Below are 22,666 nucleotides of genomic sequence, written 5' to 3'. Positions count from 1 at the left end.
CCTAAAATGTAAGGACATTTTGTCTTTTAGTTTTGTTTGTTGAAAGTGGTGGGATATTTGGAAGATGAGAAATTAGAGAAACAGGAATCTCAAGATAAGCAAGAGCATCATGAACATGATGTGCCAGTCAGTAGCGCAGGTTTCGTGAAAATGAAAAGATTTTATTTTATTATGCTAATCTTTTTTATTATCTTTTTGAGTGCTGGTATTACAACATTTGTTTTAGCTTTTGGTGAGGAGAAAGCAGTTGATGTAGGAACGATAGAAAGAGACGAATTTAACAAGTTATTTTCTGCTTATGATTTGTTAAAAGAAAATTATTATAAACAATTGGATGAAGACAAAATTGTCAATGGAGCCATTAATGGTATGTTAGAAGCACTGGATGATCCTTATTCAGATTATATGAATGTCGAGGAAGCAGAAGGCTTTCATAATAGTATTTCTTCCTCTTTTGAAGGTATCGGAGCTGAAATTCAAGAAAAAGAAGGACATATTTCAATTGTCTCACCAATTAAAGGGTCACCTGCTGAAAAAGCAGGCTTAAAGCCAAATGACATTATCTTATCTGTGGATGGGAAAAGTATTCAAGGAATGAGTTCAACCGAAGCTGTTTTACTTATTCGTGGAAAAAAAGGTACAAAGGTTGAACTTACCATTCAACGCCCAGGAAATGAAGAGCCAATGAAAGTTCCACTTATTCGTGATACGATTCCTTTGCAAACTGTTTATGGTGAAATGGTTGATGATCGAGTAGCTAAAGTCGCGATAACTAGTTTTTCGGAAAATACATCAAAAGAGCTAGTTGAAACTTTGAACGACCTTCAAAAACAAGGAATGAAAGGGCTAGTCTTAGATCTGAGGCAGAATCCAGGTGGATTACTAAAGCAGGCTGTTCAAATTTCTAGCTTGTTTGTACCAGAAGGAAAAGTATTATTTAAAGTAGAAGATCGAAATGGAAATGTGGAAGAATATAAATCCCTTCATAAAGGTGATAAGCTTGATTTTCCATTAGTTGTAATCATTGATAAAGGTAGTGCGAGTGCATCCGAAATACTTGCTGCGGCAGTAAAAGAATCGGCCAATGTACCACTTGTTGGGGAAAAGTCATTCGGTAAAGGTACCGTTCAAAACGCACAAGACTTGCCAGACGGATCGAATATGAAATATACAACAGCTAAATGGTTAACGCCGAACGGAAATTGGATTCATCAAAAAGGAATCGAACCAGATTATAATGTTTCCTTACCTGAATATGCCAATTTACCATTTATTGATCCTGAAAAAGAGTTAACTTTATCCATATCGTCTTCAGATGTGAATTCAGCTGAGCAAATGCTAAAAGCGATAGGATATAATCCTGGTAAAATGGATAGCTTTTTTGATGAACAAATGAAGGTTGCAGTAATAAAGTTTCAAAAAGATAATAATTTGGAAGCTAATGGGATTCTAAAAGGTGACTCAACAATTAAATTGATTGAAAATGTCCGTGATACATTGGTGAAAAATGATCCACAGCTTCAGAAGGCTGTTGAAGTATTAAAGCAACAATTAAAATAATACAAAAAGAACTGTCTTTTTTCGGACAGTTCTTTTTATTATCAATGTATATTAGCTATCACTTTTTTCCAAAATGAATAATAGATCATTTTTGGAGTGATGAAATGAAAAAGTTAGTTCTTGTTCTTTTAGTGGGAGGTTTTATTGCGAGTAATTTAAACGCCCCTCAAAAGGATGTTAGTCAAAAGGATCATCCGCCTTTAGTGGATGAAGTAAATGGTACAGCTATTTTTGAAGGAATACCGGTTGATAATGGGGAACATCATATGCTTTTTGTTACATTAGAAAATGAAAAAGTAAAAAAAGCAGTTGTTTCTATTATGGATAGTAAGGCACAAACAATTGAAGTTGCTTCATTAACGGAAGAAAATATCGCACAATGCTTCGATGAAAAAATTTCAGGAACAAATAGATTAACTAAAAACGATTATTTGAAAAATAATTTAGAACGTTGTTTAGGTATTTCTATAAATAATATTGTTGCAGTAGAAAAGCAAGGATTCTCTGTTATGTATTCAAAAATTTTCCCAAAAGGAATGCCTTTACAATTAACAGCAAATATGAAAAAGGATTTACATATAAATGATAGCTCAGATATGTATTTTGTGGATTCAGATGAATTTATTAAAACGATGAAAATATTAAAACAAAATCCGAATTATAAGGATGAACTACATCAAATCGTGATACAAGCCTTTTACTCTCAATTTACAAAGCCTGAGATCGTTATGTCTATATTTACATTAATATCAGATTCGGATAAGTATCTATTCACTGATTTATCGTTTACAGATCTAATCACACTTGGTGTAAAAGTAATGAAGAATCCTATAAAGGATGTGCAAACATTAGATATACCAAATAAAGGGGAACAAAAAGTTTCTGATACCCTTCCTTCTGAATGGTATAGTTTTTAGAATAAAAGGTTCTCAATTATTAATGGGATGCCTCGCTCACCTAAATTATTTTTTCAGTTAAGATTGATTAAGTAAGTGGATTCCTATACAATTTTAGCGAAAGATTAGTTAAAGGGAGTCCAATAAATGACGAAATCGGAAATATATATATTATCAGGATTTTTAGGAAGTGGAAAATCGACATTACTGAAAAGATTGTTAGAGGATGAAAAGAAGAATAATCGAAAAGTAGCCGTAATGATGAATGAGTTGGGGAGTGTTTCCATTGATTCTAATATTGTAGAAGAAGACGTTGCCTTAAAAGAACTATTAGGTGGGTGTATTTGTTGTTCTATTCAAGATAAATTAGAGGCTCAAATACAATCACTACTATATAATGAAAAACCTGATGTCATCTATATTGAAACCACGGGTGCTGCACATCCTGTTGAGGTATTAGATGCCATCCTATCTCCTTACTTTGCCAATCAATTGCAAGTAAAAGGAATTATTACTATGATGGATGGTGCTAGATGGCTTACCCGCCACTCCTTATCTCCACAATTGCAACAATTATTACTAGAGCAAGTAAAGCACGCTGATCTTATCATTATAAACAAAACAGATACCTTATCGGATGCTGAGCAAGCTAAACTAACATTTGAAGTTCAAGGAATAAATCAAAACGCGAATTGTATTTTAACTTCCTATGCTAATGTGTCAAGTGATCAATTACGGATGCTCACCATGTTTACTAAAAAAGATACCAAAAAAGCAAATGTGAAATCGGATTTGCAATTCAGTACATTTGTGTACTCTTTTAAAAAGGCTGTAGATTTAGATCAATTTGAATTGTTTTTGCGGTCCCTGCCAGATACGATTTACCGAATGAAGGGGTATATTAAATTTAGCGAAGGGGATTATCCATATTTATTTCAATATTCTTATGGCATGCCGATTTATATGAAAGAGGATATGAATTACCCGTTAAATTTAGTTTTTATTGGAGAAAAAATGAATTGGACTGAAATTGAAAATAAACTTAATGAGTTGGAATGTTGAATGTTTTGACTAAGATAGGAGAAAAATAAAAAAAATTAAGGACAAAAGTTGAGTGATCAAAAAATGAAACTTTTTTCTATTATTTATTTTGTTTTCTCTTTCTTGACTGTGGGTCAGCTAGCAAGCACTAATGAGGATATTGGCTTGTCAATTGAAATCATGCCATGGGAAGAGGCTAATCAATTCTTACCAAAGTATAGTAAATTCACTGTCATGGATACCGAAACAGGGTTAAGCTTTAAGGTCCAAAGACGTGCTGGAAGTAACCATGCAGACGTGCAGCCACTTACTAGCAAAGACACGCAGGTTATGAAAAAAATATACAGTGGCAAATGGAGTTGGAAACGCAGGTCAATCATTGTTATACATAATGACAAATGGATAGCGGCTTCAATGCATGGAATGCCTCATGGTGGTGGTGCATTAAAAAATAACTTCCCAGGACATTTTTGTATCCATTTCTTTGGAAGTACTACACATCGAACGAATGAAATGGACCTATCCCATAAGCTTATGGTGCTTAAGGCAGCAGGGAAATTGGATGATCATCTAGCTTCAGCCGATCCATACGAGCTTGTCAATTCCTATATTGCTGGATTTAAACAACAGGATAAGGTTATTTTGAATCTCACTTCTCTGCAAAAAATGAAATGGAAACCAATCATTTCAAAGGTAGAAAACGTTCGAATAAGTCGTGTTTACATGCTTCCGCCTGAAGATTTAACGACTGAATTATATCTTTCAGTCCCAATTGAAGTCGATTGGTCAATTAACGGTATAGGAAGTAGATCCTTCAAAGGGGAAGTTCACTTAGTTCGCTTCACACCAATTGGAGCATGGAAAGTCGATAGCTTTCAATTTTTGAAAGGAAATCCTTTTTTGCAAAAGTAAAACACCTCAGGTTAAAGAGGTGTTTTCGCTTGTCTAAACATTGCGTTCTCCAAACTTTACAAATGTCAATTCATCCTCAATTAGCCCACAAGAACCACATTGAACTTTGTAGGATGGACCTCGGTATGGGATATGAAATGGTTCTAAGTTTTCACTCGTATACTCTTGGATAACATCGCCAGTTCGGGGGTCGATTTTAACCGAATGTGCTTCTTGTATAATCAGATTAAATCGGCTTCGATTTGTTTTACAATTTGGACAACAATAGGGTGCAGTCATAAAATATTCCCTCACTTTGTATGATTTTCCTTTATTTTTAGTAAAGTATCTTGAATTTATGTATGAATTGAAAAGAGGGTTAATTTTGAGTCAGCAATATGATCAATTACTTATTGAATATCGAAAAATATGGAATAATCGTCTCTTATTGTCAGATGAGAAAGATAGTAAAACGATTCTTTTAGAAGCAATAAATCGTGAATTAAACGACGAAAATTCACATCCAAGAATAAGACGAAGCAAATTTGAAAAATATTATTTAGCTACAAGAAGATTGTTAGACTCTCCTATTTCTGATGAATCAAAACTCAAATTAATTCAACTACATAATGAGTTAATGGAAAGATGAAAAAGCAGCCTCAGGCTGCTTTTTCATGTATTATATATCACTATAATGAGTCATTTATCTCAATTTCTGTATATTGCATATCAATTGCTTTCGGGATTTTAATTTCAAGAATGCCATCTTTATATGATGCAGTTGTACCTTTTTTTCGCACGAGTGTAGGCAGTGTGATATTTATTTTTTCATTTTCATCCGGTACATGCTCAACGATTAATTGGTTTGATGTATGATAGAGTTTCATTTGTTTTAACCATGATTCCTGTTTAATTGGAATCCGAATATAGACATGATTATGTGTTTCAAAAACTGAGTAGGGAAGTATTTGATCCGATGTTTTTCGAACTTCTCCTTCATTTTGTTGTGGATTCATTGTTTTCATCCAGTCTTGAGATTTCATCATATTTTGAAGGTTGTTCGGCATCATTTGACCCATCATGTTTTGCACAAATTTTTCTATTTCATTTTGATCAATTTGGCCCATTTGATTATTCATTTTTTTATTAAAAGGGGAAAAATTCCAAGGGAACATCTGATTCATCCTTTCAAGTGAGCCATCTATGCAATATTATCCTATGCAATAAAAATCTTGCCTGTTCATTAAATTTCAACGGAAAATTTTATCGAAATGAATTGCAAAAAAAAACTAGAATTCTTAATATTAGAACATGATACGGATTTTGAATTCCAAAAAGAAGAGGTATACGTATGTATAATAAAACGATTAAATTAACTCCATCTCAGCTTTTAACGCTTGTATTTCTCTTTTTTATTATAATTGGAACTATTTTTCTGAAATTCCCTGTTTCTACCACAAAGGATATAAGTTGGATTGATGCGTTATTTATATCAGTATCAGCTATGACAGTAACAGGCTTAGCAACTGTAGATCCCGGCACTACTTTTACCTTATTTGGGCAAGTGGTCATTATGGTATTAGTTCAATTAGGTGGATTGGGAATCATGTCGTTTGCTGTCTTAATCTTTATTATGTTAGGTAAAAAAATTGGAATAAAGCAAAGACTTATTCTTCAACAAGCATTAAATCAAGTGAATATTGGTGGAGTTATCAAATTAGTAAGAAATCTATTTATCTTCTCTCTTTCAATCGAGTTAATTGCAATGTTATTTCTAGCATTGAGATGGGTTCCAGAATTAGGTCTAAAAAAAGGTTTGTTTTATAGTTTATTTCATTCCATTTCTGCTTTTAACAATGCAGGGTTCGCATTATGGCCAGATAATTTGATTCGTTACGCAGGTGATCCAATCATTAATATTGTAATTAGTTTCTTATTTATTCTTGGCGGAATCGGATTTACTGTTCTTGTAGATTTAAAAGACAAGGGGACATTCTCTAAATTAAGTTTACATAGTAAGATGATGATTTTGGGGACATTAGGAATTAATGTAATCGCCATGTTTTTTGTTTTTATTTTAGAGTATACGAATCCAAAAACAATTGGAAATTTACCTCTATTTGATAAGCTTTGGACTTCTTATTTTCAAGCCGTTTCACCGAGAACGGCTGGTTTCAATACAATAGACTTGGCTAATTTAAATGAATCAACGATATTTCTAATTATTATATTAATGTTTATTGGTGCTGGAAGTGCCTCAACCGGTGGTGGGATTAAATTAACTACCTTTTTGGTTATCTGTCTTTCAACGATTTCTTTCATTCGAGGAAGGGAAGATATTAGGCTTTTTCGAAAGAATATTCCTTCCAATTATATTGCCCGTGTGTTAGCGATTGCGATGACAAGTGTAGTAACGGTCGTTGTCTCGTTATTTATTTTAAATATTATTGAAACGTTGCCATTTTTGACCTTGCTTTTTGAGGTAGTATCAGCTTTTGGAACAGTAGGATTATCGTTGGGGATAACCGCATCCTTAAGCTTTTTTGGCAAACTTGTCATCATCATAACCATGTTCGTTGGAAAAATTGGTCCATTAACATTAGCGTATTTAATGGCTAAACCACACAAAACAAAATTTAAATATCCAGATGAAGAGATCTTAACAGGTTGATGATGGGAAATGAAAAAAACTGGCCTTAAAAAAAGGTCAGTTTTTTTCATTAGAAACAGCGATAAATTTAGTCTTTTGTATTTGAATTAGTCTCGTAGATAAGCAAACGGCACCGACTGCAAGCCCAGCAATGAGTCCTACCCAATAGCCAAATGCTCCCATATCGGTATAATTTGCAAGGTAGTACCCAACAGGTAGTCCAATAATCCAATAGGAGATGAGTGACATAATAAAAGTAATATTGACATCCTTATATCCTCTAAGCGCTCCCTGAATAGGTGCTGCAATGGCATCGGAAAGCTGAAAAAATAAAGCAAATAATAAAAATTGAGTAGTTAATTGTAACACTTCAGGATCTACAGTATATAACCCTGCAATTTCTGTGCGAAGAAGTAATAGTACTAATCCAGATAAAATGGAGATGACAATGGCAATTGAAACACCGAGCCAACTATAAATTTTAGCATCCTTCATTCGTTTCGCTCCGACTTCAAATCCAACAACTATTGTTAAAGCCATCGAAATGCTAAGAGGAAACATATATAAAAAGGAGGCGAAATTTAACGCACTTTGATGGGAAGCAATGGTGACCGTATCAAAGGTACTCATTAAAAGAGTCACTGCCGCAAAAATACTTGTTTCAAAAAAAATGGCAAATCCAATCGGAACACCAATTTTTAATATTTCAGACCATTTCTTTAGGGAAATCGGGTGAAATTGATGAAAAATACGGAAATCAGAAAAAGGTTTCTGTTTTCCTATGATAATAAGAGCAATGATGGTAATCAGCCAGTAAGTAATCGCAGATGCATAACCTGCACCTACGCCTCCGAGCTTTGGAAATCCAAATTTACCGAAAATAAGCAAGTAATTAAATAGAATATTTACTGGTAAAGAAATTAAGGTTATGACCATCGAAACCCGAGTTTTCCCAAGTGCATCTATAAATGATCTAGCAACATTGTAAATAAATAGTGGAATGATTCCCACAGATAATGCGACTAAGTAGCCATGAGCGACTTTTTCTACTTTTGCTTCTAAGCTCATTTTATTTAAAATTGGTTCTAATACAAAGGATCCTAGAATAAAAACAATAATGGCCATTATTATGGATAAATAAATTCCTTGTAGAAAAGAATAAGCGGCATCCTGTTGTTTTTTTGCACCAACAAGTTGAGCAACTATTGGTGTAACGGCTAATAAAATCCCACTTAAACCTGTAAAAACTGGAACCCATAATGAGGAACCAATCGCGACACCAGCAAGATCTTGGCGACTAAAATGCCCAGACATCGTTGTATCAAAGAAATTCATCGAATACATCGTAAGCTGAGTAATTAATAATGGAAATAATATGTGTAAGAGTTGTATAATTTTTTCTTTCATACTGTTTGTTTGATTCATAATCTTTTCCTCATCGTTTCAAATAAATAATGAAATGAATTATACCATAGATATTAAATAGAAAATAGGAAAACATGCGGTATCTTTTGTTCATTCTCCGCATAAAGTGTATGGACAAGCACTTAAGGAGGATGAACTATGGCTTATTTTGGATCAAAAGGATGGTATGTAAAGGAATTAAAAAAACTTGGTGTAAGTAAACATCCTGTCGAACATCGAAAAATAGAGCTATATAAAACATATATCATCAGGAAAATTTATGAGCAACAATTCATAAAAAAATAATTTAACGATAATAATATTATGTAAACAAGAAAACCTTGAATATTTTCATGGTTTTTTTGTTTATAGAAAAATGTAAATTACTCGGATGGGAATCGATTCTTAACTTGTTTTGTCCACTTCCAGCTCCAGTGCCATTTGCTTATCGAGGCTAATCAAGGCTCTTGCGCATTGGTTATTTCAATTTTATGAACAATTTGATAAAGAAGAATGAAATAGATCATTTATGTGGAAAATAGAAATAAAAAGGTGAAGGGGCGATTTCTATGCATTTTAGATTAAATCGAATCAATCCAAATCAAACGCAAGTCTTCTATCACGATGGACGATTTGAAACATTAACAAATGAAGAAGTGGAAGATCTCATGCTACAAATGGGCGTCATCGAATTAGAGGATTCACTTGAACAAGGTTTAATCGATTGATAAAAAATAGCGACCTGAATGTAAAATCAGGTCGCTTTCCAATTTGAAAATTTTCTATTATGCTTCTAATAATTGTGCGGAATCAGTTTGTGGTAAGCCGTTTCTAAGCACATATAATGTATATAAATCCTTTGAAATTTCGTATAGATCGTAAATTTCGCCATCGACATTCAATTGGTCATAAATTGATTGACGTGAATCATTTGCTTTCATAACGTATGGTAGTTTTTCAGCCGCTTTCAGGGAACGGATATTGATTTTACGAATACGCATGTAAATCGTTTCAATACCTAGTTCATAAAAAAGCTCTTGAAAGAAAGCATCCTTTGCTAGCTGATTATAGCCTTTTCCGTGGTACGGTTTTCCGAGCCAAGTGCCTAGGAAGCCGGCATTATCAGCAATGTCAAACAAATTAATTGTCCCAATTGGAGTGCCCCATTCATCAAGAATTGTTCGCGAAATTAATTCACCACGTTCTTCAGCTTCAATTGTTTGTTTCGACAAAAAAAGAAATTCATCATATGAATTTGCCTTTTGACGTACAAAAGGGAAGACTTCTGGATGCGACATTAAGTCGAATAGTTCGTGGCATTCAAATAAATCACGTTTCTTGAGCATGTTGTTCCCCTCCAATTAAGGGTAGTCCAGACTTATCCCATGCCAAAGAGACAGGCCCACCCTCGAAATTTTTTGTATTGCTAAAAAATTTCGGGGTGGGAATCGAACCCACTAGAACCAGTATACCTGGTGGCGCACCATTTGCCTTCCCTAGATCATTTGATTGTAATGTTATTTTATGAAAACAATTCATTCGATAAATATTACTCACTTTACGTATAATACTAAAAAAAAATGTAAAAAGAAATAGTTATTCTATATATTTTTTGCGTCAAATTATTACAAATTTTTTACACCGATTGGTATACGATTTCTCCACCCATCATCGTCCATTTTGTTTTAGCGAGAAAATGAAAAGGGTGGTGAGACCAGAGAACTAAATCTGCATCTTTCCCGATTTCTATACTTCCAAGTCTATCCTCAATTCGAAGATTTCTAGCAGGTAATATCGTTAATCCTTCAAGCGCTTTTACTTCAGAAAGTCCTTCTCTAACAGCAATGGCAGCACAAACATTTAAATACTGAATGGGTGTATAAGGATGATCAGTTGTAATCGAAACCTCAATCCCATGTCTAGTTAATTCTTGATACGTGCGCCAAGTTTTATTTTTCAGTTCAACTTTTGATCTTCTCGTTAAAGTTGGACCGACAGAAACTTTTAGCCCCATTCCGGATAATTCATCTGCGACTAAATGACCTTCTGTACAATGTTCGATTCTAAAATCTAAATTAAATTCTTCCGCAAAACGTACGGCTGTAATAATATCATCTGCACGATGGGCATGGATTCTTACTGGAATTTCCCTTTTTAATGCTTTCACAATAGGTGCGATTCTTATATTATCCGGATTATCCGTATGGATAGCTCCGTAGAATGCTTCGCGAAGTAGTCCCATAATCCCCATTCTTGTCAGTGATTCATTATTTCCATGACTATGAATCCGTTTCGGATTTTCGCCTAAGGCAATTTTTAGTCCTGCCGTTTCTTGAATAATCATATTTTTAATATTTCGACCAGCTGTTTTAATAACAGATGTGGTCCCGCCAATTATATTGGCACTTCCTGGCATAATATGTGCAGTTGTAATTCCGAATTGTAATGCATCACCAAAAGCTGGGTCAAGGGGGTAGACTCCATCGATGGCACGTACATGAGGACTGAGTGCTTCAGTCGTCTCATTTGCATCATTCCCAGCCCAACCGGTTCCTTCGTCATACAACCCTAAGTGTGTATGGACATCAATAAATCCAGGTATTAAATATTCATTTCTACATTCAATCACTTGAGTATCCTCATCAGGTGTCAACCCTTCACCAATAGCAGCTATTTTTCCGTCCTGAATAAGCACGTCTCCGTTTTCAATCATTTTAGAAGTAATTGGGTAAATTTTAGCATTTTTCAAAAGAATTTTAGTCATAATCTTACCTTTCTTGATAATAGTTAATGTTTTTTATATATTTACTTATTTTATCAATTGGGTTTAAGAGAAGCTAATATTTTCTGAAAATATTTATTAGTAAAAAAGGAAAAACGCACCTATTTAGGTGCGTTCAGACTGTAGACAAACTCGAAGAATTTCGAGTTTGTCTACAGTTTTTTTCTATTAAAATAAGTTCATACTCAAAAACCGTTGATTTCCGCTACGGGCGAACGCTTTCCGCGGGGTGTGAGCTTTTAGCCTCCTCAGTCGCTTTGCTCCTTGCGGGGTCTCAAGGCTCACACTATTTCCCGCAGGAGTCGTCGCCCTTCGCTCCAATCAACTAGATAACCGAAAATATTTAAGAGGTTTTGTGAAGGATGTCCGTTTCTATCTCAGTGTACGGAAAGTAAATACCTCCAAAAGCTTATACAACGTCATATTTGGGAAGTTTACTTAGAAGAGGCCGAACATCTACGTCATAATGATGAAATTAAACAAATATACGCAAAACGCAAGGAGATGATTGAACGTATCTTTGCTGATGCGAAAGAGAAATATGGTATGCGATGGACAACCTTATGAGGTCTTAAAAAATTGTCTATGCAGGCGATGCTTACTTTTACTGCCATGAATTTGAAGAAAATAGCAAATTGGACTTGCAACCTGCTTGAGTGGGAGTCAAATTAGTTGATTGGAGCGGAAGGTGCTTGACTCCTGGGGGAGTAGCGTGACAGGCGAGACCCCGCACGAGCGATCAGCGAGGAGGAGGCTCGGCGCACGCCCCCCCCGGAAAGCAAGCACCTGGAGCGGAAATCAACGTATTTTAGCCATAATTCCATCCAGAAAGGACAAAAGACACCGAGAGGGAGTCCTCTCGATGCCTTTTGCCGACAATCTGACGCACTTATTTAGGTGCGTTAAAATGGAAAAGAATTAAATGATTTTAAGAAACTGCAGAGCTAATATGGAAAATCCAAGAGCCCAAACATAATAGGCAAATATTTTTAATGATTTTTGTTTAAGGAATTGAAGCATCCAGACTACAGCAAAATATCCGAATAAAGCAGATGAGATGGTAGCGATTAATAAGCTACTAAACGTCACAGCTTCCACTTTACCACTCAAAATATCACCAAATTCAATGACGATACCACCTGCAATGGCTGGGATGGATAATAAAAAAGAAAAATAAGCAGCTGTTTCTCTGTCCAGCTTTCGAAATAAACCTGCTGCAATTGTTAATCCAGATCTTGATACAGCTGGAAAAATAGCCAATGCTTGAAAACTACCGATGAATAAAGCATCGAAATAACGTAAATCTTCCATTTTCTTTCTTCCCTTTTTTACACTCTCAGCCATCCATAAAATAAATCCTGTAAAGAGAAACTCCCAGCCCAAGGTAATTCCTGATTTAGAAATAGCCTCGAATAAATGACTAAATAATAACCCAACGATGACTGCTGGTACAGTTCCTAAGATTAATAGTAAACTAAGCTTTCCGAAAGGTTTTTTTATGATAGTAAGCAATTCATCTTTATATATGACTAGGACAGCAATTAAGGTTCCAATATGAAGCATCGTATCGAGAAATAGTCCAGCTTCTTTTAATCCAAATAAAGTCCGTCCTAAAAATAAATGACCTGTACTTGAAATGGGGATAAATTCTGTAAGCCCCTGTATAATACCTAATATAAATGCTTCAAGTTTTGACATCATGATTGCATCACCCTCGAAAATAAACTCGACTACTTGTCTAATTAAATATGTATTCAATAACCGAGAAACAAGACCAATTTTGTCAGGTTCATCTAATTTGATAACACAAAATAATGAAATAAATGAAACTTTTCATTTTATTTAGCGTAATATTGGTATAGTAGGAAAAATTTTTTACTGAGAGGAGGAGACATATGCCTAATAATGATGAGCGTCTATTAGCAGCAGCTATTTATGTAAGTAGTTTTTTTACGACGATTATTGGACCTTTAGTGATTTGGTTATTAAAGAAAGATGAATCAGCATTAGTTAATTATCACGGTAAAGAATATTTGAACTTTATCATTTCTTATACGGTTTATTCGATTATTAGCGTGGTATTAATGATTGTCTTAATTGGTTTTATAACGATTTGGGTAGTTGGAATTGCAGGATTTGTTTTTACCATTATCGGTGCAATTAAAGCCTATGAAGGACAGGAATACCGCATACCACTCATTTTTCGCATCATAAAATAATGTTCATGGATCTCCTTTTTGATGAGGAGATTTTTTTTTTGAAAAAAATTTGAACGATTTGGATAGGATAAACGTCACATATTTGTAATTTGAAAAATGGAGGAATGAATTATGGAAATCATCGAAAACATACCTTGGGCGATTTTCGCTCCGATTTTCGCTATACAATTTATTTTATTATTAGTTTCAATTATTGATTTAGTTCGGATTGAGAAAACAAATGGGCCAAAATGGATGTGGGTATTGATCATTTTATTTATAAATATTTTAGGTCCGATTTTGTATTTTGTAATTGGAAGGAGAAATAACTAATGTCCATTGTACAAGTGAATGGATTGAAAAAAAGCTTTCAAGGATTAGAGATTATTAAAGGCTTGGATTTCAATCTTGAGGAGGGCAAATGTATTGCCCTCTTAGGTCCCAATGGGGCTGGGAAAACAACCACACTAAGAATGCTTTCTGGATTGATGAAGCCAAGCACTGGTACAATTAATTTCCAAAACAAACCAATTAATGATGACATTCGGAAGTATATTGGATACTTATCTCAGTACCCTGTATTTTACGATTGGATGACGGGCTTAGAGTTCTTGGAATATGTAGGGAAATTGGGGGGGCTTTCCAATAAAGAAGCTAAAACAAGATCCCTAGAACTATTAGAATTAGTGGGTATCATTGATGCTAAAAACCGAAAAGTGGGAAAATACTCAGGGGGTATGCGCCAAAGATTAGGAATCGCTCAAGCAATAATTCACCAACCCCAATTACTGATGCTGGATGAGCCAGTTTCCGCATTAGACCCATTTGGAAGAAGAGAAGTTCTTGAACTTCTTGAAAAGTTAAAGAAACAAATGACCATATTATTTTCCACTCATATATTAAATGATGCTGAAGAAGTATGTGATGAAATATTATTTTTACATAATGGGCTCATCGTCGAATCAGGGACACTGGATGATTTAAAGAATAGACATCAGAAATCGATGATTGATCTTGAGTTTAAAGAATTACCTGAAAAATATATTAGTCAATTAAATGAAAATAGTATATTTATATCAATGAATACAGATGGAAATCGGGTAAGTTTGTTGGTCACGAATCTAGAGGAAGCAAAAAAAGTTATTTTTCATCTCGCATCCGTTCATGATTGGCCACTAACAAAGTTTGAGATTAGTAGACTTACCTTGGAGGATTTGTTTATGGAGGTCGTGCAAAAATGAGCCAGTTTAGCGTCTTATTTCAAAAAGAAATACTTGAGTCTTGGCGAAATTTTAAATGGATTTGGATGCCTATTACCTTTATCTTATTAGGTGTGATGGATCCGTTAACACAGCATTTTTTACCACAAATACTCAATTCAGTCGGTGATTTGCCGGAGGGCGCTGTAATTGAGCTTCCAACTCCGTCAGCACCGGAAGTACTTACGATGAGTTTTGCTCAGTTTGATTTATTAGGCACACTTATTTTAGTTCTTGCTTCAATGGGAGTGATTGCAGGAGAGCGTAAGAGCGGAGTAGCCGCGATGATTTTGGTGAAACCGGTATCCTATTTTTCCTTTGTTACATCAAAATGGCTTTCTACCCTTTTTATTATGTGGGTTTCCTATTTTGTTGGGTCTATTGCAGCTTGGTATTATATTGGGGTATTATTTGAGTTTGTTCCATTTTCCGATTTTATTGTTGCCTTTTTCATTTATGGAAGCTGGCTGTCATTAGTGATTTCGCTTTCTATTTTTTATAATTCAATCTTAAAGTTACCTGGTTTAGTGGCGTTTCTAACGTTAGCAACCATCATCATTTTGAAAACTTTAAGCAGTACCTTATCAAAATGGTTATCGTGGAGTCCTGCTCAATTAATGAATTATTCGGGTCAATCTTTAGTAATCAGTGGTTTACCTGAAAATACAGTGCCTTCCTTAATTTTAACTTTTCTATTAATCATTATCTTGCTTATTTCGAGTGTCATTATTTTCCGGAAAAATGAACTAGCCGTATAATGGATATATCAAAGAGCAATCAAGTGTTGCTCTTTTTTCTATGTTTTTAATCATGAATCTCCTGAAAAATTAATAGAATAATATATCTATAATAAAAGGAGAAGTATATGGATATTCAAAAAACGTACTTGAAACAAGCTCATTTATTCATTAATTCCAGTATAATCGTGCTCATTCCAGCAATCATTTTGATAGTTTTCATTTTAACTTCCTTAAATAAATCGATTATTTTACTCATCATACCATTTCTTATTTATAGCATCTATTTGTTTCAAAGTTTTCTGTTAAGCTATAAAAGATATTTGAAAGTGGGGAAAAGATTAGAGAAAATGACATTCAAAAAAAATGATTTTATTTCTGATCTCCGATTTTTCCTATACAAAGATCAAGAGGCAAAGGAGTTATTGTTATTTCATGCATCGGGTGTAGTATTAGCAAAATTTATGAAGAAAAAAATGAAACCGTTTAGCAATCAATTTTTCCCATCAGAAATCATTTTAGTAGATGAAAGTGAAAAGGTACTAGCTTCATATTTTATTAAGGATGGGGTCATTGACGTATATCAATCTGAGAATGGATATATTGGTAGTTTTTCTTCCGAAAATGGCGAATTACTAGGATTATCTGGCATAATAATAGGAGTATTAAAAAAGAAAATGATCTTTACGGATGACAGGATTATAAATGAAAATGGTAGAAGTATTTTTCGTATTCAAAAAGGTTGGATGCCTTTGGAAAGCCAAAAACTTTTTCTAAATCCTAATACGCCAATGTTAACGTTAAGTTCGAATCTTCCAGAAAATGAGAAACTTCTCTGTTTTTCTGCAATAGTGAAAAGATATTTTTAACATGTTTTTATTTATTATTTAGAATATCGTCGAAATTTTGAATGAAATTTAATGTAGATGACATTTTTCGGCAAATATTGCACAAAACTTATTTTAATATATAAACTAAGAAATTGCCTCTGGGAGGAAAATACTTTCAGCCTTTCAGTGGTTATAGGGGTGGGTTAGAAATTGGAAGTGTTTGTTGCCAGACAACCGATATTTACTGACCGTGAAGAGGTGTTTGCCTATGAACTATTGTATCGGAATAATCAAAATAATCAATTTCCAGAGATAAACGGAGAAGAAGCAACAGCCGAAGTCATTATAAATAGTTTTTTAAATATCGGAATTGATGAATTATCGAATGGGAAACCATGTTTCATTAATTTTACTGAGAAATTATTGTTTCTAAAACTTCCAACCTATTTTCGTCCACGAGAAATAATTGTCGAAATATTAGAAACAGTAGAGCCAACTATAGAAATGATTGAAATTTGTAAGGAATTGAAAAGCCTAGGTTATAAAATAGCATTAGACGATTATGTATTTAATGGTCATAATGAATTATCATTTCAACTATTATCTTTAGTAGACATTATTAAAGTCGATTTCTTAAATACGACTGTAGAGATGAGAAAAAATATTGAAAGCGTTGCCAAAATGTTAAAATTGAAATTATTAGCAGAAAAAGTCGAGACCTATCAAGTTTTTGAAGAAGCTAAACTAAAAGGCTACGATTATTACCAAGGTTATTTTTTTGCCAAACCGGTTATCATTTCAACACATGATATTCCGACCTATTTTCATTCCTATTTTAAAGTAATCCAATCACTTACAGCTTCAGAGCCTAGTATTGAAACGATTACACAGTTAATTGAAAATGACCTATCTCTTTCCTATAAGCTGCTCAAATTAATCAATTCACCTGCATTTAGACCACGACAAAAAATTAATTCAATTAGACAAGCGATTGTATTATTAGGATTGATTGAAATTCAAAAATGGATCTATGTATTAGCTGTCAGGGATGCGGCTGGCACTAAAAAGGCTATTTCAAAGGAAATTGTTGGACTATGTTTAACAAGAGCAAAATTGTCTGAAAGAATAGCAACAGAAATAAAAAAGTCTTCTACTACTTCAGAGTTTTTTATTACTGGAATGTTCTCGCTTATGGATACTTTATTAAAAATACCAATGGACAAAATTTTGAAGGATCTCCCATTAGATGATCAAATATGTGGTGCATTAAAAGGACAAAATAATTTATTGAAAATCGTTTTAGATTTATCAATTGCTGTTGAAAAAGCAAACTGGTTAGAGGTTTCAACCCTTTGCCAAAGTTTACACTTAAATGAGTCTGATGTGTTTCAAATGTACACAGAAGCAATGTCATGGTCAAAAGACGTTTTAAGTTCAGATGCACAACAAAAACCTGTCTAACAAAATAGGCAGGTTTTTGATTTGAAATTATTTATTCAAGTTAACCTGTTCGAAACCATTTGTTTATTGATTAATATAATAAATTATGTCAATCTAGAGATACAATTTTTGTTTTGGAGGGTAATCGCATTGCAGATTGAAATATTGAAGGTACATGGATCAAGTAATGATTTTCTTTTAATAGATGAAATGACAAATCAATATTCATTTTCAGAAGAAGTGAGAAGAGACCTTGCCATCTTTCTGTGTGATCGTGAAAATGGTATTGGGGCAGACGGAATCCTGTTTACGATGAGTAGCAAGAGTGCTGATGCAAGAATGAGAGTATTTAACTCTGACGGTTCGGAAGCCTCCATGTGTGGGAATGGTTTACGTTGTGTTGCCCGCTATGTTTGTGAACATTTAGAAGTGGATAAGGCAATTATTGAAACAATGAAAGCGAATCTTTTTGTCAAAAAGCAGGAAGATATTTTTCCTAATGTTCCTACCTATCAAGTAGAAATCTCACCAGTTTCATTTCAACTTGAAGACTTACCTTTGAATATTTCGAAAGAAACGCTTATCAATGATAAAATTGAAGCTCTATCGAATGAATTAACATTTACAGCTGTCGCTGTTCCAAATCCTCATCTCATTTCAATAGTAGATGATCTAGATGAACAATATGATTTCCAAAAAGAAATGAGTGAATATGTAAATGGCCCGAATGATTTATTTCCCGATGGAGTTAATGTTAGTTTCGTAAAATCGTTAGAAAAGGGTCATATTTATGTTCGTACATTCGAAAGAGGAGTCGGCTTTACGAATGCATGTGGGACTGCGATGTCTGCTTCAAGTTTAGTCACTTGTTTATTGGATTTTAATCATGTAGAAGAAAAAATTCATGTTTATAATGATGGTGGTATGGTTAATTGTGTCGTACATAAAAATGGACAGTCTTTCCAAATTGATTTGATTGGAAATGCGACTTACGTTTTTAAAGCAAATGTTCAGATTGATGGTATGAAAACAATTCATATTACAGATAAAAATGAATTTGCAGGAGAAAATGAAAATTATAAACAATTACAGCAATTTGCTAGAGATTTTTTAAACGGCTTTAATAAAGGTCAACAATAGTTGACCTTTCAGATTGTCGACAAAAGGCATTGAGTACGTACTCTCGATGTCTTTTGTCATTTTTGATAGGATTTGAAGGTGAAATCGTTGATTTCCGCTCCAGGTGCTTGCTTTCCGGGGGGCGCTCGCTGAGCCTCCTCGTCACTATCGCTTCCTGCGGGGTCTCGCCTGAAACGCTAATCCCCCAGGAGTCAAGCGCCTTTCGCTCCAATTAACTTAGTATGCTGCTAATATTTGACTCGAAAACCTGATAAATATGACTTTTGAGTCCATATCAAGCAACTTGCCATGTCCAAGTCGCTAATTTCTTTAAATTCATGGCAGCGAAAGTAAGCATCGCCTGCATAGACAATTTTTTTAGCCCTCGTAGGGTTGTCCATCGCATACAATGCTTTTCCTTTGCATCTGCAAAGACGCGTTCAATTGTTTCTTTGCGTTTAGCATATATTTGTTTTATCTCGTCCGTGTGGCGTAAATGTTCTGCCACTTCCACATAAAACTCCCAAATATGACGTTGTATGAGCTTTTGATTATTTTTACTTTCCGTACACTGTGAAATAAACGGACAGTTGGCACAAATCGTTGGTTTCGATTTATATTGCCGATAACCTTCCTTCGTTGTTGTCGTGTATTTTAATTCCTGCCCTTGCGGGCAGAGATAACAATCATAATACTCATCGTAAACATAATCATTCTTTTTGAAGAATCCATCTTTTGTTTTTGGACGTGTATAAGGAAGAGCAGGGAGCATTTCATTCTCTAACAGAAAGTTCGTGATTGCCGGTGTTTTATAGGCTGCATCAGCTGCCACAGCTTGTGGCTTCTGTACTTTTTCTATCACTTTTTCAACAAGTGGCTGTAACACTTGACTATCATGTACACTTCCTGGAGTAACGATCGTACCTAATACGAATCCCTTTTCATCGGTGGCCGTATGAAACGAATAAGCAAACTGTTTGGTTCGTTCATCTTTTACATAGTACCCACTCTCAGGATCTGTCGTACTTTCCTTCATTTCTTTCCATTCGTCTTTTTCAAATTTCTCTGGAGGAAATGGCTTTTTACCGTGTTCCTCACGATCAAGATTAAGTTCCAACTGGAGTTTCTCTTCATAAGCACGAGCTTCCTTACGAACTACTTTCTTAACATACTTACGTTTATTAGCACTAGCTTTTACATGTGTGGAGTCCACGAATACATGATCAGCAGACAACAATCCTCTATCCATAATCACTTTTAGAATATGATAGAAGATGTTTTCAAATACATCGTTTTCATGATAGCGACGTTCATAATTTTTACCGAAAGTAGAGAAGTGAGGGACTTCTTTGAAGAAGCCATATCCTAAAAACCAGCGATATGCCATGTTGTATCAATTTCTTTAATGGTCTACCGCATGGAACGGATGCCAAATATGTATTGTATGAATACCATCTTAAACAAAACGACTGGATCGATACTTGGACGACCGATCTCTGAGTAAAGATTTTCAACCAAGGGATAAATGAATGAAAAATAAATGACAGACTCAAGTTACGTACTAGGTGATCTTTAGAAACTAAATGATCGATAGTCAACATTTCTAATTGTTCACGTTCTGTGGATTGATTTTTCGTCATCATGGTAGGACACCTCTTAATTATTTCTGATTACTTAGTTGATGGAGAGGAGGGCGACGACTCCTGCGGGAAATAGTGTGAGTCTTGAGACCCCGCAAGGAGCAAAGCGACTGAGGAGGCTAAAAGCTCACACCCCGCGGAAAGCGTTCGCCCGTAGCGGAAATCAACGGTTATTTAGTATAAACTAATTTTAATAGTAATAAGACTGTAGGCAATCTCGAAATTCTTCGAGTTTGTCTACAGTCTGAAAGGTCAACAATAGTTGACCTTTTTAGTCTTGATTTGTATCTATATATTTTGTTTTAAAAATTGTAAAACAGGTTTAAAGGGCTGTTGTTTTTTCAGCTTAAAATACTCTCTAAATGGACAACCTTGATTTTTGACTCTTCTTACTACGTTTTGGATTGTAAATTGTTCGATTTGTAGTTGTTCATCGACTTCCTCCCAAAATAATGGGGTTGCTACTGTTGCTTGTTCTCTTCCTCTAGCTGAATAAGGAGCAATAATTGTTTTTCCTTCCGCATGCTGAATATAGTCGATATACAGTCGATTGCCGCGATTTTTTTTCATTCGTTCAATTGTAAATAATTCTGGTTCCTTTGTAACAAGATACTCCGCGATAAAAGTTGTAAATAATCGTGTGTCATCATAGCTAAACGTATTTTCGGGTAATGGGATATGAATCTGCAATCCTTTACTACCAGATGTTTTTATAAATCCGATTAATTTTAGCTCATCAATGATTTCTTTAATATACTTAGCGGCTTTAATTGCTAAAGGAAATTCATTTTTTGAGGGAGGATCTAAATCAAAGACAATTTCACAAGGTTCTTTACTTCGAATGGTTTGAAAAGGAATATGGAATTCAATTGCCAACTGATTTCCTAACCAAATGAGCGTTTTTAAATCATTACATAGAATATAATTAATTTCCTCATGCAAATATGTTTCGATAAAGGGTGGAGCATAATCGGGACAATTTTTTTGATAAAATGGCTCCCCAAATAATCCATGCGGATATCGAATAACCGTTAGAAGATGATCTTTCAAAAAAGGCAGCATATAAGAGGATATTTCCCTTAAATAAAAGAGATATTCCATCTTATTAATCTTAGGTTTTTCCCAAAGTGGTTTTTCGGGATGTGTAATGGTTAATGCTTTCGGCAAGTTTTTTTGTTGAAAATAAAATTGTTCATATGTGCATTGATCTGGTGTCAAATCAAAGCGAAATTGGTGGAAATGTGGTTCACGTAATTGATTCTCATACCATTCTAAATATTTTATTTCTAAACAAATTCCAGGTGGTGCATAAATAAACTTGGCATCTTCATCATGTTTATTTTGTTTAACAGTTTGGGCTAATGCTTGCTTTTCCTCAGGTTTAAAACCAAACAAAACTAATCCTATCGGGAAAATAGAAGTCTCATGATAAACAGCTACATGAAAATAGCCATTCTCTTTATCATAAGCTGTGACAAAGCAAGATACCATTTTCCAATTCTTATGCTTGATCCATAAAGAACTCCGTTTTCCCTCTTCCCAAATACTATCCTCACGTTTGGCAATGATTCCTTCACCATCATAAAGGGTTATTTGATCCCACAATTTTTCTAAATCATTATGGCAGGGGATCATTTGTAAATTTTGATTACATTCCATGTTAGGATTTAAGGGCAATTCTAGTTCGGTAAATAATTTATGTAATAATTTTTTACGTTCTTTGTATGTCTTACTGAAGAGCTCTTTCCCTTTTAGCGATAACAAGTCAAAAACTAAAAGGGCTGCAGGTCTTTTTGCCACTTCTTCATTGATTTTATTTACTGAACGTAATCTACCCCTAATTTGAAGTCCGCCAAAATCAGCCTTATATACATTATCAAATAGAACGATTTCTCCATCTAAAACTAAAGGTAAATAGGGGTCCATTTTATTTTGAATGGAAGAAATATACTGTTTGATTTCTGGAAATTGTGGTAGTAATGTTTTTTCATTTCTACTATTTAGTAAAATGTCTTTTTGACTAATTGTGCAAATACAGCGGAACCCATCGTATTTGGTCTCATATACCCAATCTTTACCTTCTGGAGGGGCGAATTGTAAATTTGGCAGCATTGGTTTCATTAGCTCTTCCCTTTCTAAAGAGAATACTTGTATTTTGCCTTTTCGACATCTGAATTACTCATCTTCCAATTATTTATAAGAATGATGAACGTTATATT

The 22,666-nt window shown here is 34.3% G+C and carries 22 protein-coding genes and 2 pseudogenes; 16 read left to right on the top strand and 8 right to left on the bottom strand.

What is annotated here, in order from left to right; all coding sequences use genetic code 11:
* The first annotated feature begins 57 nt into the window (after positions 1 to 57).
* From ACFSO7_RS17175 to ACFSO7_RS17160, 4 genes are all read left to right on the top strand, one after another.
* Complete coding sequence (locus tag ACFSO7_RS17175) at positions 58 to 1,560, top strand: lmo1851 family serine protease (RefSeq protein WP_377878565.1); 1,503 nt, start codon at positions 58 to 60, stop codon at positions 1,558 to 1,560.
* 104 nt (positions 1,561 to 1,664) lie between these two features.
* Positions 1,665 to 2,477, top strand: coding sequence for an LCP family protein (locus ACFSO7_RS17170; protein ID WP_377878564.1), 813 nt, complete (start codon positions 1,665 to 1,667; stop codon positions 2,475 to 2,477).
* A gap of 126 nt (positions 2,478 to 2,603) precedes the next feature.
* Entirely contained in the window at positions 2,604 to 3,518 is a 915-nt protein-coding gene (locus tag ACFSO7_RS17165) for a CobW family GTP-binding protein (RefSeq protein WP_377878563.1), read from the top strand.
* Between the two features lie 63 nt (positions 3,519 to 3,581).
* On the top strand, positions 3,582 to 4,409 hold the full coding sequence (locus ACFSO7_RS17160; protein WP_377878562.1) for a hypothetical protein: 828 nt from the start codon (positions 3,582 to 3,584) through the stop codon (positions 4,407 to 4,409).
* Positions 4,410 to 4,442: 33 nt separating this feature from the next.
* Here ACFSO7_RS17160 and ACFSO7_RS17155 read toward each other — a convergent pair whose 3' ends face one another.
* The gene (locus tag ACFSO7_RS17155; protein WP_377878561.1) at positions 4,443 to 4,688 is read right to left on the bottom strand and encodes a DNA alkylation repair protein; all 246 of its coding nucleotides are present in this window, start codon (positions 4,686 to 4,688) and stop codon (positions 4,443 to 4,445) included.
* Between the two features lie 85 nt (positions 4,689 to 4,773).
* Between ACFSO7_RS17155 and ACFSO7_RS17150 the strand changes: the two genes are divergently transcribed.
* Entirely contained in the window at positions 4,774 to 5,037 is a 264-nt protein-coding gene (locus tag ACFSO7_RS17150) for a hypothetical protein (RefSeq protein WP_377878560.1), read from the top strand.
* 40 nt (positions 5,038 to 5,077) lie between these two features.
* Here ACFSO7_RS17150 and ACFSO7_RS17145 read toward each other — a convergent pair whose 3' ends face one another.
* On the bottom strand, positions 5,078 to 5,563 hold the full coding sequence (locus ACFSO7_RS17145; protein ID WP_377878559.1) for an Hsp20/alpha crystallin family protein: 486 nt from the start codon (positions 5,561 to 5,563) through the stop codon (positions 5,078 to 5,080).
* A gap of 176 nt (positions 5,564 to 5,739) precedes the next feature.
* On the opposite strand from ACFSO7_RS17145, the gene ACFSO7_RS17140 reads away from it, so the two are divergent.
* Positions 5,740 to 7,059: a TrkH family potassium uptake protein gene (locus ACFSO7_RS17140; RefSeq protein WP_377878558.1), complete on the top strand. Its 1,320-nt coding sequence runs from the start codon at positions 5,740 to 5,742 to the stop codon at positions 7,057 to 7,059.
* A gap of 36 nt (positions 7,060 to 7,095) precedes the next feature.
* Here the strand turns inward: ACFSO7_RS17140 and ACFSO7_RS17135 are convergent, their stop codons facing one another.
* Positions 7,096 to 8,463 (bottom strand): MATE family efflux transporter, encoded by a 1,368-nt coding sequence (locus ACFSO7_RS17135; RefSeq protein ID WP_377878557.1) that lies wholly within the window; start codon positions 8,461 to 8,463, stop codon positions 7,096 to 7,098.
* 138 nt (positions 8,464 to 8,601) lie between these two features.
* Here ACFSO7_RS17135 and ACFSO7_RS17130 point away from each other — a divergent pair, with 138 nt between their 5' ends.
* Together ACFSO7_RS17130 and ACFSO7_RS17125 are read left to right on the top strand one after the other, a co-directional pair.
* Complete coding sequence (locus tag ACFSO7_RS17130) at positions 8,602 to 8,748, top strand: DUF2639 domain-containing protein (protein WP_377878556.1); 147 nt, start codon at positions 8,602 to 8,604, stop codon at positions 8,746 to 8,748.
* A 263-nt stretch (positions 8,749 to 9,011) separates the two neighbouring features.
* On the top strand, positions 9,012 to 9,170 hold the full coding sequence (locus ACFSO7_RS17125; RefSeq protein ID WP_377878555.1) for a hypothetical protein: 159 nt from the start codon (positions 9,012 to 9,014) through the stop codon (positions 9,168 to 9,170).
* Positions 9,171 to 9,227: 57 nt separating this feature from the next.
* On the opposite strand, the gene ACFSO7_RS17120 is transcribed toward ACFSO7_RS17125, so the two are convergent.
* Both ACFSO7_RS17120 and ACFSO7_RS17115 read right to left on the bottom strand, forming a co-directional pair.
* Entirely contained in the window at positions 9,228 to 9,788 is a 561-nt protein-coding gene (locus ACFSO7_RS17120; protein ID WP_377878553.1) for a GNAT family N-acetyltransferase, read from the bottom strand.
* A gap of 290 nt (positions 9,789 to 10,078) precedes the next feature.
* The gene (locus ACFSO7_RS17115; protein ID WP_377878552.1) at positions 10,079 to 11,206 is read right to left on the bottom strand and encodes an amidohydrolase; all 1,128 of its coding nucleotides are present in this window, start codon (positions 11,204 to 11,206) and stop codon (positions 10,079 to 10,081) included.
* A gap of 372 nt (positions 11,207 to 11,578) precedes the next feature.
* On the opposite strand from ACFSO7_RS17115, the pseudogene ACFSO7_RS17110 reads away from it, so the two are divergent.
* Positions 11,579 to 11,896: pseudogene (locus ACFSO7_RS17110) on the top strand (transposase); the annotation flags it as partial.
* 246 nt (positions 11,897 to 12,142) lie between these two features.
* Here ACFSO7_RS17110 and ACFSO7_RS17105 read toward each other — a convergent pair.
* A complete protein-coding gene (locus tag ACFSO7_RS17105) occupies positions 12,143 to 12,922 on the bottom strand; it encodes an undecaprenyl-diphosphate phosphatase (protein WP_377879459.1) in 780 nt (259 codons plus the stop codon).
* A gap of 197 nt (positions 12,923 to 13,119) precedes the next feature.
* On the opposite strand from ACFSO7_RS17105, the gene ACFSO7_RS17100 reads away from it, so the two are divergent.
* From ACFSO7_RS17100 to dapF, 7 genes are all read left to right on the top strand, one after another.
* Positions 13,120 to 13,443: a DUF4870 domain-containing protein gene (locus ACFSO7_RS17100; protein WP_377878551.1), complete on the top strand. Its 324-nt coding sequence runs from the start codon at positions 13,120 to 13,122 to the stop codon at positions 13,441 to 13,443.
* A 111-nt stretch (positions 13,444 to 13,554) separates the two neighbouring features.
* On the top strand, positions 13,555 to 13,755 hold the full coding sequence (locus tag ACFSO7_RS17095; protein WP_377878550.1) for a PLD nuclease N-terminal domain-containing protein: 201 nt from the start codon (positions 13,555 to 13,557) through the stop codon (positions 13,753 to 13,755).
* Positions 13,755 to 14,663 (top strand): ABC transporter ATP-binding protein, encoded by a 909-nt coding sequence (locus ACFSO7_RS17090; protein WP_377878548.1) that lies wholly within the window; start codon positions 13,755 to 13,757, stop codon positions 14,661 to 14,663. Before ACFSO7_RS17095 ends, ACFSO7_RS17090 begins: the two co-directional genes overlap by 1 nt.
* Complete coding sequence (locus tag ACFSO7_RS17085) at positions 14,660 to 15,439, top strand: ABC transporter permease (RefSeq protein WP_377878547.1); 780 nt, start codon at positions 14,660 to 14,662, stop codon at positions 15,437 to 15,439. The genes ACFSO7_RS17090 and ACFSO7_RS17085 overlap by 4 nt, the downstream gene beginning before the upstream one ends.
* A gap of 107 nt (positions 15,440 to 15,546) precedes the next feature.
* Positions 15,547 to 16,287, top strand: coding sequence for a hypothetical protein (locus tag ACFSO7_RS17080; RefSeq protein ID WP_377878546.1), 741 nt, complete (start codon positions 15,547 to 15,549; stop codon positions 16,285 to 16,287).
* 177 nt (positions 16,288 to 16,464) lie between these two features.
* Positions 16,465 to 17,709 (top strand): EAL and HDOD domain-containing protein, encoded by a 1,245-nt coding sequence (locus ACFSO7_RS17075; protein ID WP_377879458.1) that lies wholly within the window; start codon positions 16,465 to 16,467, stop codon positions 17,707 to 17,709.
* A 129-nt stretch (positions 17,710 to 17,838) separates the two neighbouring features.
* Positions 17,839 to 18,828: a diaminopimelate epimerase gene (gene dapF / locus ACFSO7_RS17070; protein ID WP_377878545.1), complete on the top strand. Its 990-nt coding sequence runs from the start codon at positions 17,839 to 17,841 to the stop codon at positions 18,826 to 18,828.
* 274 nt (positions 18,829 to 19,102) lie between these two features.
* Here dapF and ACFSO7_RS17065 read toward each other — a convergent pair.
* Together ACFSO7_RS17065 and ACFSO7_RS17060 are read right to left on the bottom strand one after the other, a co-directional pair.
* Positions 19,103 to 20,450 (bottom strand): annotated as a pseudogene (locus ACFSO7_RS17065) (IS1182 family transposase).
* A gap of 285 nt (positions 20,451 to 20,735) precedes the next feature.
* Entirely contained in the window at positions 20,736 to 22,568 is a 1,833-nt protein-coding gene (locus tag ACFSO7_RS17060; protein WP_377878544.1) for a DNA ligase D, read from the bottom strand.
* Positions 22,569 to 22,666 lie beyond the last annotated feature (98 nt).

It is taken from the genome of Bacillus sp. CGMCC 1.16607, assembly GCF_042683745.1.
GTDB lineage: Bacteria > Bacillota > Bacilli > Bacillales > Cytobacillaceae > Pseudoneobacillus.
Note: the sequence above shows the minus strand (reverse complement) of the source record. Positions and strands in the feature narration are given on the sequence as shown.

What these genes read in the sequence shown, in the direction of transcription:
- ACFSO7_RS17170 (WP_377878564.1), top strand. Translation starts at nt 1,665, where the DNA reads ATGAAAAAGTTAGTTCTTGTTCTTTTAGTGGGAGGTTTTATTGCGAGT.
- ACFSO7_RS17165 (WP_377878563.1), top strand. Translation starts at nt 2,604, where the DNA reads ATGACGAAATCGGAAATATATATATTATCAGGATTTTTAGGAAGTGGA.
- ACFSO7_RS17160 (WP_377878562.1), top strand. Translation starts at nt 3,582, where the DNA reads ATGAAACTTTTTTCTATTATTTATTTTGTTTTCTCTTTCTTGACTGTG.
- ACFSO7_RS17155 (WP_377878561.1), bottom strand. Translation starts at nt 4,688, where the DNA reads ATGACTGCACCCTATTGTTGTCCAAATTGTAAAACAAATCGAAGCCGA.
- ACFSO7_RS17145 (WP_377878559.1), bottom strand. Translation starts at nt 5,563, where the DNA reads ATGTTCCCTTGGAATTTTTCCCCTTTTAATAAAAAAATGAATAATCAA.
- ACFSO7_RS17140 (WP_377878558.1), top strand. Translation starts at nt 5,740, where the DNA reads ATGTATAATAAAACGATTAAATTAACTCCATCTCAGCTTTTAACGCTT.
- ACFSO7_RS17135 (WP_377878557.1), bottom strand. Translation starts at nt 8,463, where the DNA reads ATGAATCAAACAAACAGTATGAAAGAAAAAATTATACAACTCTTACAC.
- ACFSO7_RS17130 (WP_377878556.1), top strand. Translation starts at nt 8,602, where the DNA reads ATGGCTTATTTTGGATCAAAAGGATGGTATGTAAAGGAATTAAAAAAA.
- ACFSO7_RS17125 (WP_377878555.1), top strand. Translation starts at nt 9,012, where the DNA reads ATGCATTTTAGATTAAATCGAATCAATCCAAATCAAACGCAAGTCTTC.
- ACFSO7_RS17120 (WP_377878553.1), bottom strand. Translation starts at nt 9,788, where the DNA reads ATGCTCAAGAAACGTGATTTATTTGAATGCCACGAACTATTCGACTTA.
- ACFSO7_RS17115 (WP_377878552.1), bottom strand. Translation starts at nt 11,206, where the DNA reads ATGACTAAAATTCTTTTGAAAAATGCTAAAATTTACCCAATTACTTCT.
- ACFSO7_RS17105 (WP_377879459.1), bottom strand. Translation starts at nt 12,922, where the DNA reads ATGTCAAAACTTGAAGCATTTATATTAGGTATTATACAGGGGCTTACA.
- ACFSO7_RS17100 (WP_377878551.1), top strand. Translation starts at nt 13,120, where the DNA reads ATGCCTAATAATGATGAGCGTCTATTAGCAGCAGCTATTTATGTAAGT.
- ACFSO7_RS17095 (WP_377878550.1), top strand. Translation starts at nt 13,555, where the DNA reads ATGGAAATCATCGAAAACATACCTTGGGCGATTTTCGCTCCGATTTTC.
- ACFSO7_RS17090 (WP_377878548.1), top strand. Translation starts at nt 13,755, where the DNA reads ATGTCCATTGTACAAGTGAATGGATTGAAAAAAAGCTTTCAAGGATTA.
- ACFSO7_RS17085 (WP_377878547.1), top strand. Translation starts at nt 14,660, where the DNA reads ATGAGCCAGTTTAGCGTCTTATTTCAAAAAGAAATACTTGAGTCTTGG.
- ACFSO7_RS17080 (WP_377878546.1), top strand. Translation starts at nt 15,547, where the DNA reads ATGGATATTCAAAAAACGTACTTGAAACAAGCTCATTTATTCATTAAT.
- ACFSO7_RS17060 (WP_377878544.1), bottom strand. Translation starts at nt 22,568, where the DNA reads ATGAAACCAATGCTGCCAAATTTACAATTCGCCCCTCCAGAAGGTAAA.